The organism is Neobacillus sp. BP17, from assembly GCF_059579525.1.
The window spans coordinates 3,647,654-3,667,032 of the sequence record NZ_CM184198.1 but is presented as its reverse complement, the minus strand read 5'-3'; the positions used below and the strand labels follow the sequence as shown (position 1 = coordinate 3,667,032).

Below are 19,379 nucleotides of genomic sequence, written 5' to 3'. Positions count from 1 at the left end.
TCAGATGAAAAACATCAAACGTATTTCGTATAATGAACCCAGATAAAAGAAATATTCGAAAAATTTAGTTAAAGTTAGACGGGAGCGAATGAGGATATGTCATTCTTAACAACTGAATATAAAGAAAGACTCCATAAAACAAAAGAAAGGATGCTGCAAAAAGGAATTGATGTCCTCCTAATTACTGACCCAGCCAATTTAAATTACCTTTCTGGCTATGATGGATGGTCATTTTATGTACACCAGATGCTTGTCCTCATTATTGATGAAGAAGAACCGAAATGGATTGGACGGGGTCAGGATGCCAATGGCGCAAAAGTGACAACATGGCTCTCGCACGACAATATTATCCCTTACCCAGATGAATATGTTCAGTCGGACATCTTGCATCCTATGGATTTCGTGGCCGATCGATTAAAAGAGTTAGGCCAGGAAAAGCGCTCGATTGGCGTAGAAATGGAAAACTATTATTTCACAGCCAAATGTTATCAACAGCTCACAAAGGGATTACCGAATGCAACCTTTTTAGATGCTTCTTTATTAGTCAACTGGGTTCGGCTAATCAAGTCGGATACAGAAATTGAATACATGAAGCGGGCGGCAAAAATCGTAGAAAAAGCGATGCAGGCTGGGATCGATTTGATTGAAGAAGGCGTAAGAGAATGTGATGTGGCAGCCAAGATATTTTATACACAAATTACTGGAACAGAAGAGTTTGGCGGGGATTATCCTTCCATCGTACCACTCCTGCCATCCGGAGAAAAAACGTCGACACCCCATTTAACTTGGACAGATGAACGATATAAAAATGGCGATGCAGTGATCTTGGAAATTGCAGGTTGTTACAAAAGATATCATTCACCGCTTGCAAGGACCGTTCAGATCGGTACACCAAAGGAAGAAATGAAAACCCTTTCAAGTGTCGCCGTGGAAGGCATAAATGCTTGCCTGGAGATGATTCGCCCGGGCATTGCAGGTGAAGAAATTGAAGAAACATGGAGAAAAACCATTGAAAAAAGTGGATTTGTGAAAGATTCACGACTTGGATATTCAATGGGACTGAATTATCCACCTGATTGGGGCGAACACACCATGAGTATTCGAAAAGGTGATAAAACAATCCTGCAGCCAAATATGACTTTTCACCTTATACCAGGATTATGGTTGGACCATTACGGTTTTGAAGTAAGTGAGTCGGTCCGGGTTACCGAAACTGGATGCGAAACATTTGCTAATGTCAACAGGGATTTGACTCTAAAGGGGCATCAAATGACGAAATAATGTGGGGGGAGGTGAACAACCCGATGCTTATTTTTACCGAAAAGGAATTAAAACAATATGTCCAAATCAATCAAGATGCAATAAAAGTAGTGGAGGATGCCTTTACTAAACTGTCCAGTAATGAAGTGATCATGCCACCAATCATGAGAGTGGACATTGAGGACCAGAATGGCGAAGTTGATGTGAAATCAGCGTATATCAAGGACAAAGAAATGTTTGCGATTAAAATTTCTTCCGGCTTTTTTAATAATGTTCAGCTAGGCTTACCAAGCGGGAACGGAATGATGATTTTAATCAGCACACAGACTGGGGTACCTGAAGCTATTCTTTTAGATAATGGGTACTTAACCGAAGTTCGTACTGCTGCTGCAGGTGCAGTAGCCGCTAAATATCTGTCTAAAGAATCTATTGAAACCGTAGGTGTTATTGGTGCCGGCAGCCAGGCAAGATTTCAACTCAGGTCATTAAGTCTTGTAAGGAATGTTAGCAAAGTATTGGTTTATGCTCGCTCCGCGAAACGCGCTCAAGCATTTGCAGCTGAAATGGCCGCCGAATTGGGAGTTGAAATCACAGCGGTGCCTAATGCGGAAACTGTCGTTAGAAACAGTGATACCGTGATTACTACAACCCCGGCAAAAGAACCGCTAATTAAAGCAGACTGGCTCCATCCTGGACTACATATTACAGCAATGGGTTCGGATGCGGAACATAAACAAGAATTAGAAGCTGAGGTATTGGCGAAAGCGGATCTGCTGGTTTGCGATACAAAAGCTCAATGCGCCCGTTTAGGGGAATTACATCATGCACTAACGAGAGGTGTACTTACTGAGAACTCGCCAATTATTGAATTGGGTGAGCTTACTTCCTTGCAGGTGGAAGGAAGAACAAGCAATGAACAAATTACAGTTTGTGATTTAACAGGTACAGGTGTACAGGATACAGCGATTGCCTTGTTTGCCTATCAAGAAATGAAGAAGAGAAATTTAGGTTTAAACATTGAGGGCAGCAATTTACTAATAAAAAACTAATTGAGGAGTGGTTAATATGACAAACAAACAACCAAAAATGGGAACACAATCAGTATGGGCAGGAGAGAAAGATTATTTAGTACATGGTGCAACACAAGTTCCAGTTGTATTAAGTGTCGCTTATGGCTATGACGATATGGATGAATGGTATGATGTGGCAATTGGCAAGAAAAAAGGTCATATCTATGGGCGTAATACAAATCCAACTGTTCAAGCATTTGAAGATAAAGTCAAAATCCTTGAAGGTGCAGAAGCTGCAACAAGTTTCTCAACAGGGATGGCAGCGATCAGCAATACACTTTCTACCTTTTTAGTACCCGGTGACCGCATTGTTTCAATTAAAGATACATATGGCGGAACAAATAAAATCTTTACAGAGTTCCTGCCGCGCCAAGAAATTGAAGTGGCTCTTTGTGAAACAGGAAACCATGACCAAATTGAACGTGAAGTTGCCAAAGGCTGTAAAATTTTATATTTGGAAACACCAACAAACCCAACGGTGAAAATTACCGATATTGAACGTATGGCAAAAGCAGGCCGAGCAGCAGGGGCGCTTGTTGTCGTGGATAATACCTTTGGAACTCCAATTAACCAAAATCCAATCGCTTTAGGTGCAGATTTAGTCATTCATAGTGCGACAAAGTTTTTGGGTGGACATGCAGATGCGTTAGGCGGTGTCGTTTGTGGTTCTCACGAACTTGTTGAAAAAATCTATCATTTCCGTGAAATTAATGGAGCAACAATGGATCCAATGGCAGCCTATCTTATCCTGCGCGGAATGAAAACACTTCATTTACGTGTCCGCCAGCAATGTGAAAATGCGATGACCCTTGCAAAATACCTGGAGACAAAAGAAATGGTCGAGGCAGTTTATTATCCAGGTCTTGAAACACATCCGAACCATGACATTGCAAAGAAACAAATGAAAAACTTTGGCGGAATGCTTAGCTTTGCCGTAAAGGGTGGAGTAGATACCGTTCGAGACCTTCTTCCTAAATTACAATATGCCAACCGAGCAGCAAATTTAGGTGCGGTAGAAACAACAGTTGGACCGGCTCGTACAACAAGCCACGTAGAATGTACACCAGAAGAACGTGCAGCCATGGGAATTCCGGAAGGACTCATTCGAATCTCTTGTGGAATTGAAGACATCGAAGACATTCTTGCAGATTTCGAGCAGGCCTTCAACCATGTTGAAAGTATTTTAAAAGTTTAATAGCTTTCAATCCAGTTTTAGGAGGAAAACAGCAGATGCCGGAACGTTACGATCACCCTACAGTAGTTCAAGCAAACGAGTTATCAGATAGGATTATTGAATGGAGGCGCCTGTTTCATCAACATCCCGAACTCAGTTTTCAAGAGTTCGGGACCTCAAAATTTGTTGCTGAAACGCTAAAGAAAATTGATGGATTAGAGGTTGAAACTGGTATTGGCGTAGAAACGAGTGTCGTAGCCACATTAACGCAAGGCGTGGGCCCTGTGATTGCCATCCGTGCGGATATGGACGCACTGCCAATTAAGGAAGAAAACACCCATCATTTTAAATCAGAAAATGAAGGAATCATGCATGCATGTGGTCATGATGCCCACACATCCATATTACTTGGTACAGCCCATCTTCTTGCAAATAAATTTAAAAAAGAAGAGTTGAAAGGAACTATTAAATTTATTTTCCAACCGGCTGAGGAAAGTACGGATGACAAAGGCCTATCGGGTTCACCGTACATGGTTCAAGCCGGTGCGTATGACCAAGTAGATGCTGCGATTGCCCTCCATATGTGTCCATGGCTTCCTGTTGGGGCAGCACAAGTGAACGATGGATACAGCATGGCTAATGTCGATGTGTTTTCGGCGAAAATTTTTGGAACAGGTGGTCATGGCGCCTATCCAGAACTTGGAACAGATCCCATCTGGATGCTCGGGGTTGTCATGCAAGCATTGCATGGGATCGTTGCTCGTAAAATACCAGCATTGGAAGCTGGAGTCATCAGTATTGGTCAGATCCATGCGGGGACGGCAAGTAATATTATTCCTAATGAAGTCAATATCTCAGGAACTATTCGCAGCTATACACCTGAGGTCAGGGATATATTAAGTTCAGAATTAATGAAAGCTCTCTCTGTGGTTGAATCCTTGGGCGGAAGGTTTACACTCGATGTCGAAAGAGGAGAGCCAGCTTTATTCAATGATTCTCGTGTGAACAGTTACTTATTAAAATCGATAGAAGAAATGTATCCAGAGTGCCAAATTGTAAGGCGTCCCTTTGGGATGGGCGGCGAAGATTTCGGCTATGTGACACAAAAGTTACCAGGAGCATTATTTTTCCTTGGAAGCGGCACAGCGGATGGAATCAAAAGAGATTTACATACTCCCATCTTTGATATTGATGAAAACAGCCTAGCGATGGGTGCAGCTATTCTTGCACAAACTGCGGTCCATTTTTTAAAAGATGAATCTAATTCACCAGTTAACAAGGAGGGAAAGGCACATGTCTCATAAACTAGCTTTTATCGGATTTGGTGTAGTTGGTCAAGGGTTAGCAGAAATTTTGCTAAATAAAAAAGAAGAATTGAAACAAAAAGAGGGATTTAATGCTACGGTAGTCGCCATTTCGGATTTTCTGAAAGGTTCCATCTATCATCCCAATGGACTTGATTTAGATGTCGTATTGAAAACCTTAAAGGAAACCGGGAATTTAGAAAATTATCCGCAGTCACCTGGATTAATCACTGGATGGAACAGCCTGCAAACGATTGTTGGTACAAATGCAGATACGATTATTGAGGTGTCATATACCGATGTAAAAACTGGCCAGCCCGCGATTGATCATTGCAAAGCCGCATTTGAAAGCGGAAAAAATGTTGTCATGACAAATAAGGGACCGGTAGCTCTGGCTTATAAGGAACTATCAGATATTGCTGAGAAGAATGGTGTTTATTGGGGATTTGAAGGCACCGTTATGAGTGGGACCCCATCTTTAAGAATGCCTATTGTTACTTTGGCTGGAAATGAAATTAAAGAAATTCGTGGTATTCTAAATGGAACGACCAATTATATCTTAACGAAAATGGAAGAAGAAGGCGTCACCTATGAAGCTGCCTTAAAAGAGGCTCAGGCGCTTGGCTATGCGGAAGCAGATCCAACTAGTGATGTGGAAGGTTATGATGCAAGATATAAAATTGTCATTCTAGCGAACTATGTCATGGGTATCCCGTTAAACGTTGAAGATGTTTCTTGCAAGGGAATTACTGAGATTACATTAACCGACATTGAAGAAGCAAAGGTAGAAGGAAAACGCTGGAAGCTGCTGGCTAAAGTCAAAAAGGAAAACGGAACGATTGTTGCTTCCATCGCACCAGAAAAAGTGGATATCACGGATTCCTTAGCATCCATTGGCGGCGCAGTCAATGCGATTACATATGAGTGTGATTTACTAGGACCTGTCACACTAAGCGGAGCGGGAGCCGGAAAAACAGAAACAGGATTTTCACTTTTAATAGACTTGATTAATATCAACCGTGAACGTAAACCGGTAACTGTATAAGGAATAGAACTTCCTATGCGCGCGACGGAACCGGACAATTCTCAAAGTCAAAACTTATTTAATTAACGTTAATAAGAGAAGGGCGGGAATGATTATGTCAGTTCAAATTGCAGGAAAGAAGATGCTGCTTGGTGGAGAATGGGTGTGCCGTGACCAGATTATTGAAGTGCGTGATCCTCAAGATAACAGCTTAATAGATACCGTTCCAGCTGCATCAGCTGAAGATATGATTCGCTGTATTGAGGAAGCTAAGGAGGGTGCAAAGCTTGCCGCAGCCATGCCCGTCCATGAGAGAATGAGAGTCCTCAATGCAGCAGCGGATTATATTGAAATGCATCGAGAAAGATTCGCTGTTACCATCTCAAAAGAAGGCAGTAAAACAATCAGGGAAGCAACCAAAGAAACAACTAGATGTATACAAACCTTAAGAATCAGTGCAGAAGAGGCAAGAAGAATTAATGGTGAAACGATCTCCTTTGATCAAATGCCAGGAAGCGAAAACCGAATCGGGTATTACTATCGCTTCCCAATTGGTATTATTGGCGCAATCACTCCGTTTAATGATCCATTAAACCTTGTTGCACACAAAGTAGGACCAGCTATCGCCTCTGGTAACGCCATTATCGTGAAACCAGCAACAGTGACTCCATTAAGTGCTCTATTGCTTGCCGAAGCCTTTGCACATGCAGGACTTCCTCCGAAAGTTTTATCCGTCATAACAGGTTATGGGCATGAGATAGGGGATGTTCTAGTAACCCATCCTGCCATACGAATGATTTCCTTCACAGGAGGACTGGAAGCGGGGGAAAACATCGTTCGAAAAGCAGGGTTAAAGAAAATGAGTATGGAGCTTGGATCCAATTCCCCAGTGATCGTATTGGAGGATGCTGATCTAGAAGAGGCTGTTGAATCAACCGTTTCCGGTGCGTTTTGGGCGGCGGGTCAGAATTGCCTTGGTGTGCAGCGTCTCTATATTCAAGAGAGCGTCATGTCTAGTTTTCAAAAAAAGTTCGTCACTCGTACGGAGCAATACATTATCGGTGATAAACAAGTACAAGAAACGGATATGGGTCCGCTAATTAATGAAAAAGAAGCGAAGCGCGTGGAAGCTTTAGTTAATGAAGCCATCGAAAAAGGGGCCAATCTTTTAACGGGCGGTCATCGCAAGGGTGCTTTTTATACTCCTACTGTCCTAACCAATATTCCTGAAAATTGTAGAATCGCTAACGAAGAAATTTTTGGACCGGTAGTACTTCTTTATCCGGTACAGGATTTAGACCATGCCATTCAAGAATCTAACCGAGTTGATTTTGGACTGCAGGCGGGGATTTTTACTAAAAATATTGAAAAAGCCCATCAGGCGATTGCGCAAATGGAAGTTGGCGGCATTATGATTAATGACAGCAGCGACTATCGGATTGATGCCATGCCATTTGGCGGAGTAAAAAAATCTGGATTAGGCAGAGAAGGAATAAAGTTTGCCATCCAGGAAATGACCGAACCAAAGGTTGTGTGCTTTAAATTGTCTACCGAACATTTTAGATAATCCATCTTGAGAATATGGGGGTTTTTTGATGTCATTTTCAACAATTGAGTATAAGGAAAGAATCAGAAAAACAAAAGAACGAATGATCCAAAAGGGAATTGATGTCCTTCTTATCACAGATCCAGCCAATATTAATTACCTATCTGGCTATGATGGATGGTCATTTTATGTCCATCAGATGCTCGTTCTAATCGTTGATGAAGATCAACCAATGTGGATTGGGCGAGAAATGGATGCTAATGCAGCAAAGGTAACCACATGGCTCTATCGTGATAATATCATTCCTTATCCAGATGACTATGTGCAATCGGAAAGTAAACATCCGATGGATTTTGTCGCAAGTATTTTAAGGGAAATTGGTCATGATAATCGCTCTATTGGTGTTGAAATGGAAAACTATTATTTTTCAGCTAAGTGCTATGAACAGCTGAAAAAAGGTTTAGTGAATGCCACTTTTACAGATGCCACCTTACTAGTAAATTGGGTGCGCCTCATAAAGTCGGATGCTGAAATCGCATATATGAAAAAAGCTGCAATCATCGTTGAAAAAGCAATGCAGGCTGGCATCCAGTTGATTCAGGAGGGTGTCAGAGAGTGTGACGTGGCTGCAAAAATTTTCTATACGCAAATCACAGGAACCGAGGAATTTGGCGGTGATTATCCTTCCATTGTCCCTTTGCTGCCTTCAGGTGAAAAAACTTCTACGCCGCATTTAACGTGGACCGATGACCGTTATAAAGATGGGGACGCTGTTATTTTAGAATTAGCGGGTTGCTATAAAAGGTACCATTCGCCATTGGCACGGACCGTTCAGATTGGAAAGCCGAAGCCTGAAATGGAAACCCTTTCAAAGGTTGCTGTCGAAGGGATCAATGCTTGTTTGGAGATGATCCGTCCAGGTATTGCTTGTGAAGAAATTGAAGAAACTTGGAGAAAAACGATTGAAAAAAGCGGCTTTGTAAAAGAATCGCGTCTAGGATATGCGATGGGTCTGAATTATCCACCGGATTGGGGCGAGCATACAGTGAGCATACGAAAAGGGGACAAAACGATTTTGCAGCCAAACATGACTTTCCACCTCATTCCAGGATTGTGGCTTGATCATTATGGCTTTGAAGTAAGTGAGTCGATTCGAATCACAGAAAACGGCTGTGAAACCTTTGCCAATCTTCCAAGGAACCTGACATTAAAGGAATTTGTTTAGCGAGTGGAATTTAATAAAGGGGATGGTGCATGTATGAAGAAGGCTACAATGGCGACTGCAATTGGCAATCTTGTTGAATGGTATGAATACGGTATTTATAGTTATACTGCAGCAATTATTGGATCCCAGTTTTTTCCGGAAGGGAGCGGTACAACTGCTTTACTTTACGCTTTTGCGGTGTTTGCCATTTCGTTCTTCTTTAGACCATTGGGAGGCTTGATTTTTGGATCAATTGGTGATCGCTTGGGTAGAAAGAAGATATTGGTCATAACAATTATGCTTATGTCACTGTCAACAGCTGCCATTGGTCTGGTTCCACATTATGGAACCATTGGTGTAACGGCAACAGTGTTGCTTATCATTCTACGGATTGCCCAAGGGTTGGCTGCAGGCGGGGAATATACAGGTGCTTCTGTTTTTATGAATGAGTCTTCTCCTTCAAATCGCCGGGGACTATTCACTAGTTTACTTGAATCAGGGTCTTTGTTGGGGTATATCATCGGATCTGTTTTTGTCGCTATTCTTACTTCTATTCTAAGTACTGAAGATATGGCAAGTTGGGGCTGGCGGATCCCATTTATTTGTTCACTGCCATTAGCGCTAGTAGGTATGTACGTCAGAACGAAAATTGATGATACGCCAACATTTATAAAAATGAAGGAAGAAAACACCTTGTCAAAGAATCCTCTCAAAGAGATGTTCTTAACAGCACGAAAACCTTTAGTTATCTCATTTTTAGTAGTGGCGTTCGCAAATGGAGCTTATTATACATTATTGACCTATCTTCCATCTTACTTTGAGACGCAAGTCGGTTTATCGAGTATGGAATCAATGATTGTTACTACGCTAGGAATGGTATTAATGCTCATTCTTATTCCAATATTTGGTGTAATGAGCGACCGGTATGGAAAAAAGCCTTTTCTATTATTGTCATCTGGATTAACGATTCTAACAGCCATTCCAATCATTGCTTATGTTTCTAGTGGTGCGCCATCAGGCCCATTGGTTGGTTATTTTGCTTTAGATGTAATCGTTGCCATCTTTATAGGTGTTTTCCCATCCACATTGCCAATGTTGTTTCCAAATCGAGTACGAAACACGGCATATGGAGCTTCCTACAATGTTTCAACAGCCATCTTTGGAGGGGGTGCGCCTCTTATCATTACTTCATTACAAACATCGACAGGGAATAAATTAATGCCTGCATTCTTCTTAATGGGTACGGCATTAATGGCGATAATCGCTATCATGAATTTGCCGAAAGCTATTAATAACTCAACAAAAATTGATAGTGATACTTCAATTGAAAAAACTAAAATCATTTAATAGGAATTCATTTCCTATCTAGTAAAGTCTTTTCAGTTTGCGTTAAATTAAATAATCGACCTCCGCCGGAATCTGATAAAGGAGTAGGCGGAGGTCTTTTTATTGCAAGTGTCTGACTATATGTTGAAAAGAGGAAATAGATTGTATGGGATAATTTTGGAGCTAACACTTTGACAACAAGTCCATATTGCAAATCCCTTATTTGAAGATAAACCATTCATTCCAGTAATATAAAGCCACTAAGCTTGTCATTAATCCAATTGGTATAACGAGTAAAGCGACTTTAATATACTTACCCCACGTAAATCTAATTCTATTGCTTTTTAAAATGTACATCCATATTAAAGTAGCAAGAGTTCCTACAGGGGTTATTAATGAACCAATATCACTGCCAAGCACATTTGCCAAATAAGATAATTGTAAGGTTTGCAGATCTAATCCCATATTGGTGAGGGATAATGTACCGATCATCACAGCAGGTAAATTATTAAATATATTTGACAAAATCGTTAATAATATACCCATTGTTAGACTAGCATTTAAATGACTACTTTCTACTAGGGGGTGAAGGTAGTTTACTAATAAGGATGTTAATCCAACATTCTGAAGACCGTATACTAAAACATACATACTAAAAGCAAAAATAAGTATATGCCACGGGGTTTTACTTATGACATCTTTTACCCCTTTTCCTGCTTTATACCACCTAATCATAATTAGTAAAATGGCACCTGCTAATGCAATCCACTCCATAGGAATACCAAACGGTGTTAAGATAAAGAAACTGGCTCTTACTGCTACAACAATGACCATACTTACCCTAAACATCCACCAATCAATCTTTATATTTATTTGGCTCGTAAGCGGATCAGTAAAGTTTTGATCAATCTTTTTCGGAATATCCTTTTGATAGTACAAATAAAGTAAGCTTGCAATTGTTATAATACCAATCATAGATGGTACAAACATCATTTCTACATAGCTGTTTAAATCTATCCCAACAATTTTCAATGCAATTAAATTTGATATATTACTAATTGCAATTGGAGCACTGGAAGCGGTTGCAATTAATGCTCCAGAGAGTAAATAGGGAATTCTTTGATGGGGTTTAAGGTTGAGGTATTTAGTCATATGAATTATTATCGGGGTAGTAATCAATATACTTCCATCATTATTAAAAAAGATAGTCGTTAAAAAACAAATTAGGTTTACAAAAATGTAAAGTAAAGTTCCTGAACCTTTTGCTTTTTTAACTAAATTGAATGCAACCCAATTAAAGAAACCAATGCTTTCTAATACAATAGACATAATAATCGTTGATAAAATGGTAATAGACGCTCCACTAACGATATCGAGGATTTTATAAATATCATCTAAAGGCACAATTCCTAAAAAAATAGTAATCGCTGCTCCAATAGCTGTGGGGATCGATTCATTGAGCCCTTTAGGCCGCCAAATTATTAAACTAATTACTGATAAAAAAATGATAAACATGAGGATCAATTCTAGGTTAAATATCTTGTTTCACCCCAAGGTTTATTTGGGACCCCTTCATATCGTCGTTTATCCTCGCTTGTTTTGCTGAATTACTATACTTTGTAGGTGGAACCAAGAAAATGTAGAAAAAAATCCCTAATAGCAAAACAATCAATGTAAACCCTCCTACAAATAAAAATTAGTAAATATATGTTAGAAGACATCCAATAAGGCTAGTGATATATGGAGGGTTTTATTGGTGGCAAAAAATAAATTTTGCCACCAACTTATCACCAGTTATCTCCAGTTTCACAATTAGTTATTTTTCTTCTTTCCCTTTGGGCCTTTCTTTTTGTTTTGATTATTTTGAGCTTGAGAGTTGGCTCCATCGGCTTGAGCTTGAGAGTTGGCTCCATCGGCTTGAGCTTGAGAGTTGGCTCCATCGGCTTGAGCTTGAGAGTTTTCCCCATCAGCCTGAGCTTGAGAGTTTTCCCCATCAGCCTGAGCTTGAGAGTTTTCCTCATCAGCTTGAGCTTGAGAGTTTTCCCCATCAGCTTGAGGTTGAGAGTCTTCACTAACAACTTGAGATTGTGTGTTTTCTGCTTCAGTTTGAGCTTGAGCGTTTTCTTCAGTTTGAGCTTGAGATCCTTCTCCTTCAGTCTGAGATTTATTATTTTGGGCTTGTCCCTGATGATTCTTATTGTGTTTTGGCAAAATAAACACCCCCTTTACCTTTTCTAGGTGCAAGAGTAATATCGATCGCTCCTGTACCTGATCATAAATTCATTAACATGCTATGATTAGTAGCTTAGTATTTTATATGCACCTTCTATTATAAAATTGCGGGCGAGTTTCTCTGATTAATCTGCCAATTTTTCCGATTCTGGTATCAAGATAGTAAGCGTCTATAATCCTCCCCTTAAAATATTTAGGAACCTGAAATATAATGTAAGCATTTATTTTTGATTTCTTCTTTCCTATTGTTACTATAGTAATATTCTCTCTAGGGAAAGGAATGATAAAATGACAACTATTCAAATACCTGTATCTGTCTTAAATTTAGCACCAATTCGAAAAGGGCAGAGCCCAAGTCAAGCGATTGAATCAATGGTCGAACTTGCACAAGCGGTTGAAACAATGGGCTATCAACGTTATTGGATTGCAGAACATCATAATACAGCTACACTTGTGAGTTCAGCTACATCTATTTTGATTAAACATGTGTTAGAGCATACCAATACTATTCATGTAGGTTCTGGCGGGATAATGCTGCCAAATCACTCTCCGCTTGTGGTTGCTGAACAATTTGGCACGTTAGCAACAATTTATCCTGATCGCGTTGACCTGGGACTCGGCCGGGCACCTGGTACAGATATGATGACAGCAAACGCCTTAAGACGCTCGAAAAATGATTCAGTTTACACCTTCCCAGATGATGTTAATGCATTGCTTACTTATTTTGGCCCAGCAGAGCAGCAAAGTTATGTGAAAGCCTATCCTGGTGTTGACACGAATATTCCGATTTATATCCTGGGGTCATCGACTGATTCAGCGTATCTAGCGGCAAACTTGGGATTGCCATATGTATTTGCCTCCCACTTTGCCCCAAGATTCATGGAAGAAGCGATCTCAATTTACAGAAGTCGTTTCAAGCCTTCAGAATATTTGGATAAACCATATATGATGGTTTGTTTAAATGTCATTGCCGCTGAGACTGACGATGAAGCACAATTTTTATCGACAACGATGCAGCAATTTTTCCTAAATGTTGTTCGTGGAACGCAAAATCCGTTGCAGCCGCCAGTTGAAAGCTTGGATGAGATCTGGACTCCGATGGAGAAGGAAATGGCCGCCACGAAGCAAAGTGTTACATTGATCGGAAGTAAAGAAACTGTCCGTCAACAGTGGACTGCATTCCAAGAGAAATATCACGTTGATGAACTCATGGCAGTATCGTATATTTATGACACGGAAAAACAAAAACGTTCGTATGAAATATTGAAAGAAGTAGTTGACGGTAGATAATGAAAATAAAAAAGACCAGAAGAGACATTTTATCTCCTCTGGTCCTTTTGTTGTACAGAAATCTTAATTATTTTCTGATTGGAATTTAATCATAAACTCTTTGAATGCCTGGCAGGCTTCCACTGGAACCGCATTGTAGGCTGATACACGGCAGCCGCCGATGGAGCGGTGTCCGTTTACGCCAACAAATCCTTCTTGTTTCGCCTGCTCGAGGAATTTCTTTTCTAAGTCTTTTGATGCTAAGTTGAATGTAAGATTCATGAGAGAACGGCTTTCTGGTGTGGCATGACCAATATAAAAACCATTACTAGCGTCGATTGTATCGTAAATTAAGTTCGCTTTTTTCTCATTCAGCTTCGCAATGGCATCCAAACCGCCCAATTCACGCGCCCAGTTTAATACCTCTCCAAGCATATAAATACCAAAAGTCGGCGGTGTGTTATACAAAGAATTATTTTTAGAGTGGGTGCTGTACTTTAACATCGTTGGGATATTTGTGTTTGCTTGTTCAAGGAAATCCTTGCGAATAATCACAACGGTTACGCCTGAAGGGCCAAGGTTTTTCTGGGCACCAGCATAAATGAGCGCAAACTTGCTGACATCAATTGGCTTAGACAGAATATCACTTGACATGTCAGCGATTAATGGAACATCACCAGTATCTGGGAAGTCCTTCCATTGTGTACCATAAATCGTATTATTTGAAGTTACATGGACATATGCGTCAGATGAATCGTACTGCAATTGATCGATGGCAGGAATGCTGCGGTAGCTGCCTTCTTTTGTAGAAGCCGCATGGTAAACTTCACCAAATAGTTTTGCCTCGGTGAAAGCTTTCTCTGACCAAGAGCCAGTCATGACATATGCTGCTTTTTTACCTGTTTGTAAAAAATTCATCGGTACCATTGAAAACTGAAGACTAGCACCACCCTGCAAGAAGAGTACTTCATGCGTATCAGGAATAGACAGAAGCTCCTTTAAGCTGTCAATCGCCTGATTATGTACCTCTTCATAAGCTTTGCTGCGGTGGCTAAGTTCCATGACGGACATGCCCGTACCTCGAAAATCTATTAGTTCTGCCTGAGCTTTTTCTAGAACAGAAATGGGTAATGCAGAAGGGCCTGCATTGAAATTATAAGCACGTTGGACTTGCAGTTTCATTTTTATCACTCCATTTTTTCTTTTCTATGACTATACCACACATATAAATTTCCGAAAATAATTTTAATTGTGAAATAGTGAATTTTTAAATATTTTTTTCAAAATAACAAAAAGAAATAGGATGTCATTTCCAGAAATCCTATTTCTTCTCATCAGCTTATTTCCTTTATTTTTTGATTACTACGAGACCAGATAACGACAGGAATAAGCAAAAGGGAAAGAATTGCTCCAGCGAATGAAAGCCCTGCGTAACTTGTTTGTGCGACCACCATTCCGGATAGGGCTCCCCCAGAAGCCCCTGCTAAAGCAATCAAGACATCTACCGCTCCTTGAGTTTTGGCACGTGTTGAGGGATGAGTGGAATCGACGATTAATGCAGTCCCACTTATTAAACCAAAATTCCAGCCAAGTCCAAGCAAGGAAAGCGCGACGATTAAGAGAAGCATGGAATCTGAAGGAGCGCTGCCAGCTAGTAAGCCCGCCGAAAGAAGTGTAGCACCAGAAGCAATGGCCATTGCGGTTCGACCGACTTTATCCACGAGAATACCTGTGATGAGAGAAGGAAGATACATCGCGCCAATATGGAAGCCGATGACCATTCCAACCTCCCTTAGACCATGACCATGATGTTTCATATAAACAGGTGTCATCGTCATGATTGCGGTCATGACAATTTGCGTTAACACCATAATGGTTGCTCCGACAACGATTCCTCGTTTATTCATTGCAAGATTACTAGATTGCTTCTCAACAGGATCACTCTTGTCGATGACCTGCCGATCTGCAAGGGCGTTGGCAACAATCAAAGGATCTGGCCGTAGAAAAAATAGCAGGACTAATCCTGCCAGTAGAAAGGCTGCAGCCCCTAAAATGAAAGGACCAGCAAGAGCAGGGACACCTATAGAGATTGCAAATCGGCCCATGACGTCCACCAAGTTTGGTCCTGCCACTGCCCCAAAGGTCGTTGAAACCATAGCGATACTGACAGCGGTCGCTCGCTGTGTGGGCTTGGCTAAGTCTACCCCTGCATAGCGTGCTTGTAAGTTTGAAGCAGATCCCGCACCGTATACAAGGAGTGATGCAAAAAGAAGAAAGATATTACTAGTAATGGCTGAAACAATGACTCCAACTGCACCAATCCCGCCGGTCAAAAATCCTCCCGCAAGACCAATGCGACGGCCAAATCGTTGGGAGGCACGACCGATTAGCAGCGCTGCTCCTGCCGAGCCAAACGTTAACAATGCTGCCGGAATCCCTGCATAACTGTCCGTCCCTAACATTTCTTGGGCAAGGAGTGCACCAACAGTAATACCAGCAGCTAATCCAGCCCCACCAAAAATTTGTGACATGACGACAATGAGCAATGTCCGGCGATATAACTTTTGCTGCTTTTCTGGTGAATCGACGTAGTTCTGCAACCAAGCTGGTTTTGAATTTTTTGGATTATGTGACACACTTAAACCTCTTTCTTTTTAAAGGTTGATATTTGTTTTTTTATTTTAACAAGAAAGAAAAGCAGTTTATATAGAATAGTGTCGAAAAATTCAAAACTTGTTCACGCTTATAATTCATATAATTCCAGTTCTAATCATTTATTTCTGTTTATACTCAGCATCATATGAATTTTCACCGGAACTGAAAGCATAATGGTCTCCTCTCTCATTTTTATTTTGCCCAATTTACTACGGATAGTAAAAACTATAAATTTCCATCTAGCACATTCTTTGTTAAGGGAACAATAATTGTTGAGGTGAGATAGGATGAAACGTGATGAACCACGTGATTATATAACGATTCAGGATAACCAAGGGAATCATAAAGATTATGCTGTTGAAGCATTGTTTGATATGGAGGAGGAATCCTATGCGTTATTAAAGGCTGAGGATGAAACCATCGTTATGAAAATAGAAGGAGAGGAAGGGAATCAAGATTTAGTGGGTATTAATGATCCTTCCGAGAGTGAAGCGATATTGGATGCATACCAAATCGCCGTGGTACATGCTCCAGCAGAATAAAACAAAAGCAGCGAAAGGTACCTCCAGAAAACCGAGGGCCTTTCGCTTGATTTTTTTTTCAATAGTAATTAAAGCCAAGATAGATGATATAAATGATGATAGCTGTCATTGCGATTATCCAGACAAGAAAAACTGGATTCAATAAATAAGGATGTCTTTGTGTGCCTTCATTAATTGGAGTATCAAATTCCCCTGATTTAGTACTTACCATTCTTCCAGTACCCAACGTAACAACTAAACCGATGATTAAGACTAACAAGACAATTCCGGCCAAAATCAGATGCCAATTATTCATGAGAACCCCACCTTTTTTATCATATAATTTGAGAAAATGTGGCGAAATATACATAACTAGGTTTAAATTTCTTCAATTAAAAAAAGCTGAAAAAGGGTACATTCCCTTTTTCAGCTTTTTTTAGTTTAGGTCTGTTAATTCCGATGAATGAACCAATTGTATATTATGTATACTATCGACTTCCTTAATTTCGCAGAATCCTGAAGTGTATTTATAAAGGATTAAATATTTCTTGCCATTGTAAAGAACATACTCCATTTTATCTCCATCCCTTGACAATATTTATATTATCTTATATAAGTCGTACACAGTAATCTATGAAGGTTATTTAAAGATTATGTAAATTTTTTTTGAAGTTCAAATAGCAGCTCATTCAAAAATATAATCTATTAGAATGATTATGGTAAGATATTGTTGTTAGCATGTTAAGGGGGAAAAATTATGAACAAAAAACCAGTTATCGGCATTACGGGTGCCTATGTAAAACATAACGAATATATGGAAGGTGTCTATGTGCACCATGATTATCATAAAAGTGTTGCTGCCAATGGAGGAATACCTGTCATTCTTCCTTACATTAACCCTGAGATGGCATTAGAAACAATTGCCTTGTGCGATGGAATCATTCTCAGTGGTGGAGAGGATGTCGATCCAAAGCTTTTTGGCCAGGATCCGCATCCACACTTGGGCCCAACTACACCGGAGCGGGACGTGGCAGAGATTGCGATGGTGAAATTCGCGCTTGAAAACAATATTCCGATCCTTGCCATTTGCAGAGGCGTTCAGATTTTGAATGTTGCTCTTGGCGGTACGTTAATCCAGGACATCCCGAGTCAAGTCAAGGAACCCATTCAACACAACCAGAAAATTGATAGAAGTCGAGATACTCACTGGGTGACCATCGCCACCGATAGTAAATTATTCGAAATGGTCGGTTCTGAACGAGTACGTGTGAATAGTCTCCATCATCAAGCCATTGATAAGGTGGCCAATGACCTTCGAGTTGTTGCCCAGTCATCCGATGGGATTGTTGAAGCAGTGGAGTATATCCATCCAACCACCTTTACGGTCGGTGTTCAGTGGCATCCTGAATCAATGGCGAGTACAAACCATGAAATGAACAATTTATTCAAAGATTTTATTAACAGTATAGTTAAGGTCCCAGCTTCTGTCTAAGGGGAAAGGAATTGAATAACTAGATGGAAAAAATTTATCTTGATTACAATGCCAGTACACCGATTGCTCCTGAAGTAGCCGCGGCAATGAAGCCATTGTTAGATCAATTTTATGGAAACCCGTCGGCCTTACACTGGGCAGGGTTACCAGTAAAGGAATTGTTACATCAAGCCCGAGCGCAGGTGGCCGAATTAATTGGCTGTTCCCCCAGAGAGGTTATTTTTACAAGCGGAGGCAGTGAAGCCAATAATCTTGCATTAAAAGGTTATTTTTTAAAAAATCGGCATAAAGGCAACCATATCATTACTTCCAAAATTGAACATCCTGCGATTATGAATCCCTGCAAATTCCTAGAACAAATTGGGGCAAAAGTCACATATGTAGACGTTGATCGGAATGGGAAGGTTACACTAGAAGCAATAAAAAACGCAATCACAAAAGAAACCATTCTGATTTCGATAATGCACTCCAATAATGAAACCGGTACATTGCAGCCCATTATGGAGATTGGGGAAATAGCTAAGGAACATGGGGTTGCTTTTCATACGGATGCTTCCCAATCGGTTGGAAAAGTTCCGGTGAATGTGAATGATTTGAAAGTGGATATGCTAACGATTGCCGGCCATAAGCTTTATTCACCTAAAGGAATTGGCGCGTTATATATACGAGAGGGAATCCATCTGGAACCGCTTATCCATGGAGCGGGCCATGAGTTTGGCCTTAGGGCAGGTACCGAAAATACTTTATTGGCGGTGGGTTTAGGAAAGGCCTGTGAGATGGCTAAACAACACGTAGAAGATTGTGGAATAAAAGATTTAACCGATTATTTTTGGATGCAATTAAAGGATACGTTTGGTAATCAGGTAGAATTGAATGGCCATCCAGAGGACCGTCTGCCGAATACTTTGAATGTTAGTTTTGTGAGAAGAGTGGGTCAGGAGCTATTAGACGCAATCCCTCAGTTAGCTGCGTCAACAGGATCGGCATGCCACGCCGGCAGTATAGAATTATCCCCAGTTTTAAAGGAAATGGGTGTTTCTGAAGAGGTTGGAATGGGTGCCATCCGTTTTAGTTTAGGAAGGTATACGACGAAAGATGAGATTGACCAAGTAGTGGATTCGATTAAGGGGATTCTTTGAAAGTCTTACGAATGTAGCTGCTGGTGAACGCTAACATCAAGCAGGCATGAAAGGCGTGAATTTGTAATAGTTGATTGACGACTGACCGTCCTCGTATCGGCTAATATGGGTCGCCATAGGAGTGATTGACGACCGCCGGGCCTCGTATCGGCTAATATAGGTC

The 19,379-nt window shown here is 40.6% G+C and carries 17 protein-coding genes; 12 read left to right on the top strand and 5 right to left on the bottom strand.

Annotation, left to right across the window (positions count from 1 at the left end):
* The first annotated feature begins 96 nt into the window (after positions 1-96).
* The 8 genes from AC4QJR_RS17675 to AC4QJR_RS17640 all read left to right on the top strand — a co-directional run bounded on the left by AC4QJR_RS17675 (position 97) and on the right by AC4QJR_RS17640 (position 9,929).
* On the top strand, positions 97-1,281 hold the full coding sequence (locus AC4QJR_RS17675; protein ID WP_496523718.1) for a M24 family metallopeptidase: 1,185 nt from the start codon (positions 97-99) through the stop codon (positions 1,279-1,281).
* A gap of 23 nt (positions 1,282-1,304) precedes the next feature.
* Entirely contained in the window at positions 1,305-2,309 is a 1,005-nt protein-coding gene (locus AC4QJR_RS17670) for a cyclodeaminase (protein WP_496523717.1), read from the top strand.
* A gap of 16 nt (positions 2,310-2,325) precedes the next feature.
* On the top strand, positions 2,326-3,525 hold the full coding sequence (locus tag AC4QJR_RS17665; RefSeq protein ID WP_251463227.1) for a cystathionine gamma-synthase family protein: 1,200 nt from the start codon (positions 2,326-2,328) through the stop codon (positions 3,523-3,525).
* Between the two features lie 35 nt (positions 3,526-3,560).
* The gene (locus AC4QJR_RS17660; protein ID WP_496523716.1) at positions 3,561-4,808 is read left to right on the top strand and encodes a M20 metallopeptidase family protein; all 1,248 of its coding nucleotides are present in this window, start codon (positions 3,561-3,563) and stop codon (positions 4,806-4,808) included.
* Positions 4,798-5,853, top strand: a complete 1,056-nt coding sequence (locus AC4QJR_RS17655; protein WP_496523715.1) for a homoserine dehydrogenase — start codon at positions 4,798-4,800, stop codon at positions 5,851-5,853. Before AC4QJR_RS17660 ends, AC4QJR_RS17655 begins: the two co-directional genes overlap by 11 nt.
* Before the next feature lie 94 nt (positions 5,854-5,947).
* Positions 5,948-7,399 (top strand): aldehyde dehydrogenase family protein, encoded by a 1,452-nt coding sequence (locus AC4QJR_RS17650; protein ID WP_496523714.1) that lies wholly within the window; start codon positions 5,948-5,950, stop codon positions 7,397-7,399.
* A 28-nt stretch (positions 7,400-7,427) separates the two neighbouring features.
* Positions 7,428-8,603 (top strand): M24 family metallopeptidase, encoded by a 1,176-nt coding sequence (locus tag AC4QJR_RS17645; RefSeq protein WP_496523713.1) that lies wholly within the window; start codon positions 7,428-7,430, stop codon positions 8,601-8,603.
* Positions 8,604-8,636: 33 nt separating this feature from the next.
* On the top strand, positions 8,637-9,929 hold the full coding sequence (locus AC4QJR_RS17640) for an MFS transporter (protein ID WP_496523712.1): 1,293 nt from the start codon (positions 8,637-8,639) through the stop codon (positions 9,927-9,929).
* Between the two features lie 198 nt (positions 9,930-10,127).
* Here AC4QJR_RS17640 and AC4QJR_RS17635 read toward each other — a convergent pair whose 3' ends face one another.
* Together AC4QJR_RS17635 and AC4QJR_RS17630 are read right to left on the bottom strand one after the other, a co-directional pair.
* The gene (locus AC4QJR_RS17635; protein ID WP_496523711.1) at positions 10,128-11,423 is read right to left on the bottom strand and encodes an arsenic transporter; all 1,296 of its coding nucleotides are present in this window, start codon (positions 11,421-11,423) and stop codon (positions 10,128-10,130) included.
* Positions 11,424-11,720: 297 nt separating this feature from the next.
* A complete protein-coding gene (locus AC4QJR_RS17630; protein WP_496523710.1) occupies positions 11,721-12,119 on the bottom strand; it encodes a hypothetical protein in 399 nt (132 codons plus the stop codon).
* A 309-nt stretch (positions 12,120-12,428) separates the two neighbouring features.
* Between AC4QJR_RS17630 and AC4QJR_RS17625 the strand changes: the two genes are divergently transcribed.
* The gene (locus AC4QJR_RS17625; protein ID WP_496523709.1) at positions 12,429-13,430 is read left to right on the top strand and encodes an LLM class flavin-dependent oxidoreductase; all 1,002 of its coding nucleotides are present in this window, start codon (positions 12,429-12,431) and stop codon (positions 13,428-13,430) included.
* Between the two features lie 63 nt (positions 13,431-13,493).
* Here the strand turns inward: AC4QJR_RS17625 and serC are convergent, their stop codons facing one another.
* On the bottom strand, positions 13,494-14,591 hold the full coding sequence (serC, locus tag AC4QJR_RS17620) for a 3-phosphoserine/phosphohydroxythreonine transaminase (protein ID WP_496523708.1): 1,098 nt from the start codon (positions 14,589-14,591) through the stop codon (positions 13,494-13,496).
* Positions 14,592-14,743: 152 nt separating this feature from the next.
* A complete protein-coding gene (locus AC4QJR_RS17615; protein ID WP_251463233.1) occupies positions 14,744-16,045 on the bottom strand; it encodes an MFS transporter in 1,302 nt (433 codons plus the stop codon).
* Positions 16,046-16,351: 306 nt separating this feature from the next.
* On the opposite strand from AC4QJR_RS17615, the gene AC4QJR_RS17610 reads away from it, so the two are divergent.
* A complete protein-coding gene (locus AC4QJR_RS17610; protein ID WP_496523707.1) occupies positions 16,352-16,606 on the top strand; it encodes a DUF1292 domain-containing protein in 255 nt (84 codons plus the stop codon).
* 58 nt (positions 16,607-16,664) lie between these two features.
* Here AC4QJR_RS17610 and AC4QJR_RS17605 read toward each other — a convergent pair whose 3' ends face one another.
* Positions 16,665-16,901, bottom strand: coding sequence for a hypothetical protein (locus tag AC4QJR_RS17605; RefSeq protein WP_098573088.1), 237 nt, complete (start codon positions 16,899-16,901; stop codon positions 16,665-16,667).
* 441 nt (positions 16,902-17,342) lie between these two features.
* Between AC4QJR_RS17605 and AC4QJR_RS17600 the strand changes: the two genes are divergently transcribed.
* Positions 17,343-18,077, top strand: coding sequence for a gamma-glutamyl-gamma-aminobutyrate hydrolase family protein (locus AC4QJR_RS17600; protein ID WP_496523706.1), 735 nt, complete (start codon positions 17,343-17,345; stop codon positions 18,075-18,077).
* Positions 18,078-18,100: 23 nt separating this feature from the next.
* The gene (locus AC4QJR_RS17595) at positions 18,101-19,216 is read left to right on the top strand and encodes a cysteine desulfurase family protein (protein ID WP_496523705.1); all 1,116 of its coding nucleotides are present in this window, start codon (positions 18,101-18,103) and stop codon (positions 19,214-19,216) included.
* Positions 19,217-19,379: the final 163 nt, after the last annotated feature.

Coding starts and splice junctions, on each gene's coding strand:
- AC4QJR_RS17670 (WP_496523717.1), top strand. CDS start 1,305: ATGCTTATTTTTACCGAAAAGGAATTAAAACAATATGTCCAAATCAAT.
- AC4QJR_RS17640 (WP_496523712.1), top strand. CDS start 8,637: ATGAAGAAGGCTACAATGGCGACTGCAATTGGCAATCTTGTTGAATGG.
- AC4QJR_RS17675 (WP_496523718.1), top strand. CDS start 97: ATGTCATTCTTAACAACTGAATATAAAGAAAGACTCCATAAAACAAAA.
- AC4QJR_RS17665 (WP_251463227.1), top strand. CDS start 2,326: ATGACAAACAAACAACCAAAAATGGGAACACAATCAGTATGGGCAGGA.
- AC4QJR_RS17600 (WP_496523706.1), top strand. CDS start 17,343: ATGAACAAAAAACCAGTTATCGGCATTACGGGTGCCTATGTAAAACAT.
- AC4QJR_RS17610 (WP_496523707.1), top strand. CDS start 16,352: ATGAAACGTGATGAACCACGTGATTATATAACGATTCAGGATAACCAA.
- AC4QJR_RS17595 (WP_496523705.1), top strand. CDS start 18,101: ATGGAAAAAATTTATCTTGATTACAATGCCAGTACACCGATTGCTCCT.
- AC4QJR_RS17605 (WP_098573088.1), bottom strand. CDS start 16,901: ATGAATAATTGGCATCTGATTTTGGCCGGAATTGTCTTGTTAGTCTTA.
- AC4QJR_RS17635 (WP_496523711.1), bottom strand. CDS start 11,423: ATGTTTATCATTTTTTTATCAGTAATTAGTTTAATAATTTGGCGGCCT.
- AC4QJR_RS17650 (WP_496523714.1), top strand. CDS start 5,948: ATGTCAGTTCAAATTGCAGGAAAGAAGATGCTGCTTGGTGGAGAATGG.
- AC4QJR_RS17660 (WP_496523716.1), top strand. CDS start 3,561: ATGCCGGAACGTTACGATCACCCTACAGTAGTTCAAGCAAACGAGTTA.
- serC (WP_496523708.1), bottom strand. CDS start 14,591: ATGAAACTGCAAGTCCAACGTGCTTATAATTTCAATGCAGGCCCTTCT.
- AC4QJR_RS17655 (WP_496523715.1), top strand. CDS start 4,798: ATGTCTCATAAACTAGCTTTTATCGGATTTGGTGTAGTTGGTCAAGGG.
- AC4QJR_RS17645 (WP_496523713.1), top strand. CDS start 7,428: ATGTCATTTTCAACAATTGAGTATAAGGAAAGAATCAGAAAAACAAAA.
- AC4QJR_RS17625 (WP_496523709.1), top strand. CDS start 12,429: ATGACAACTATTCAAATACCTGTATCTGTCTTAAATTTAGCACCAATT.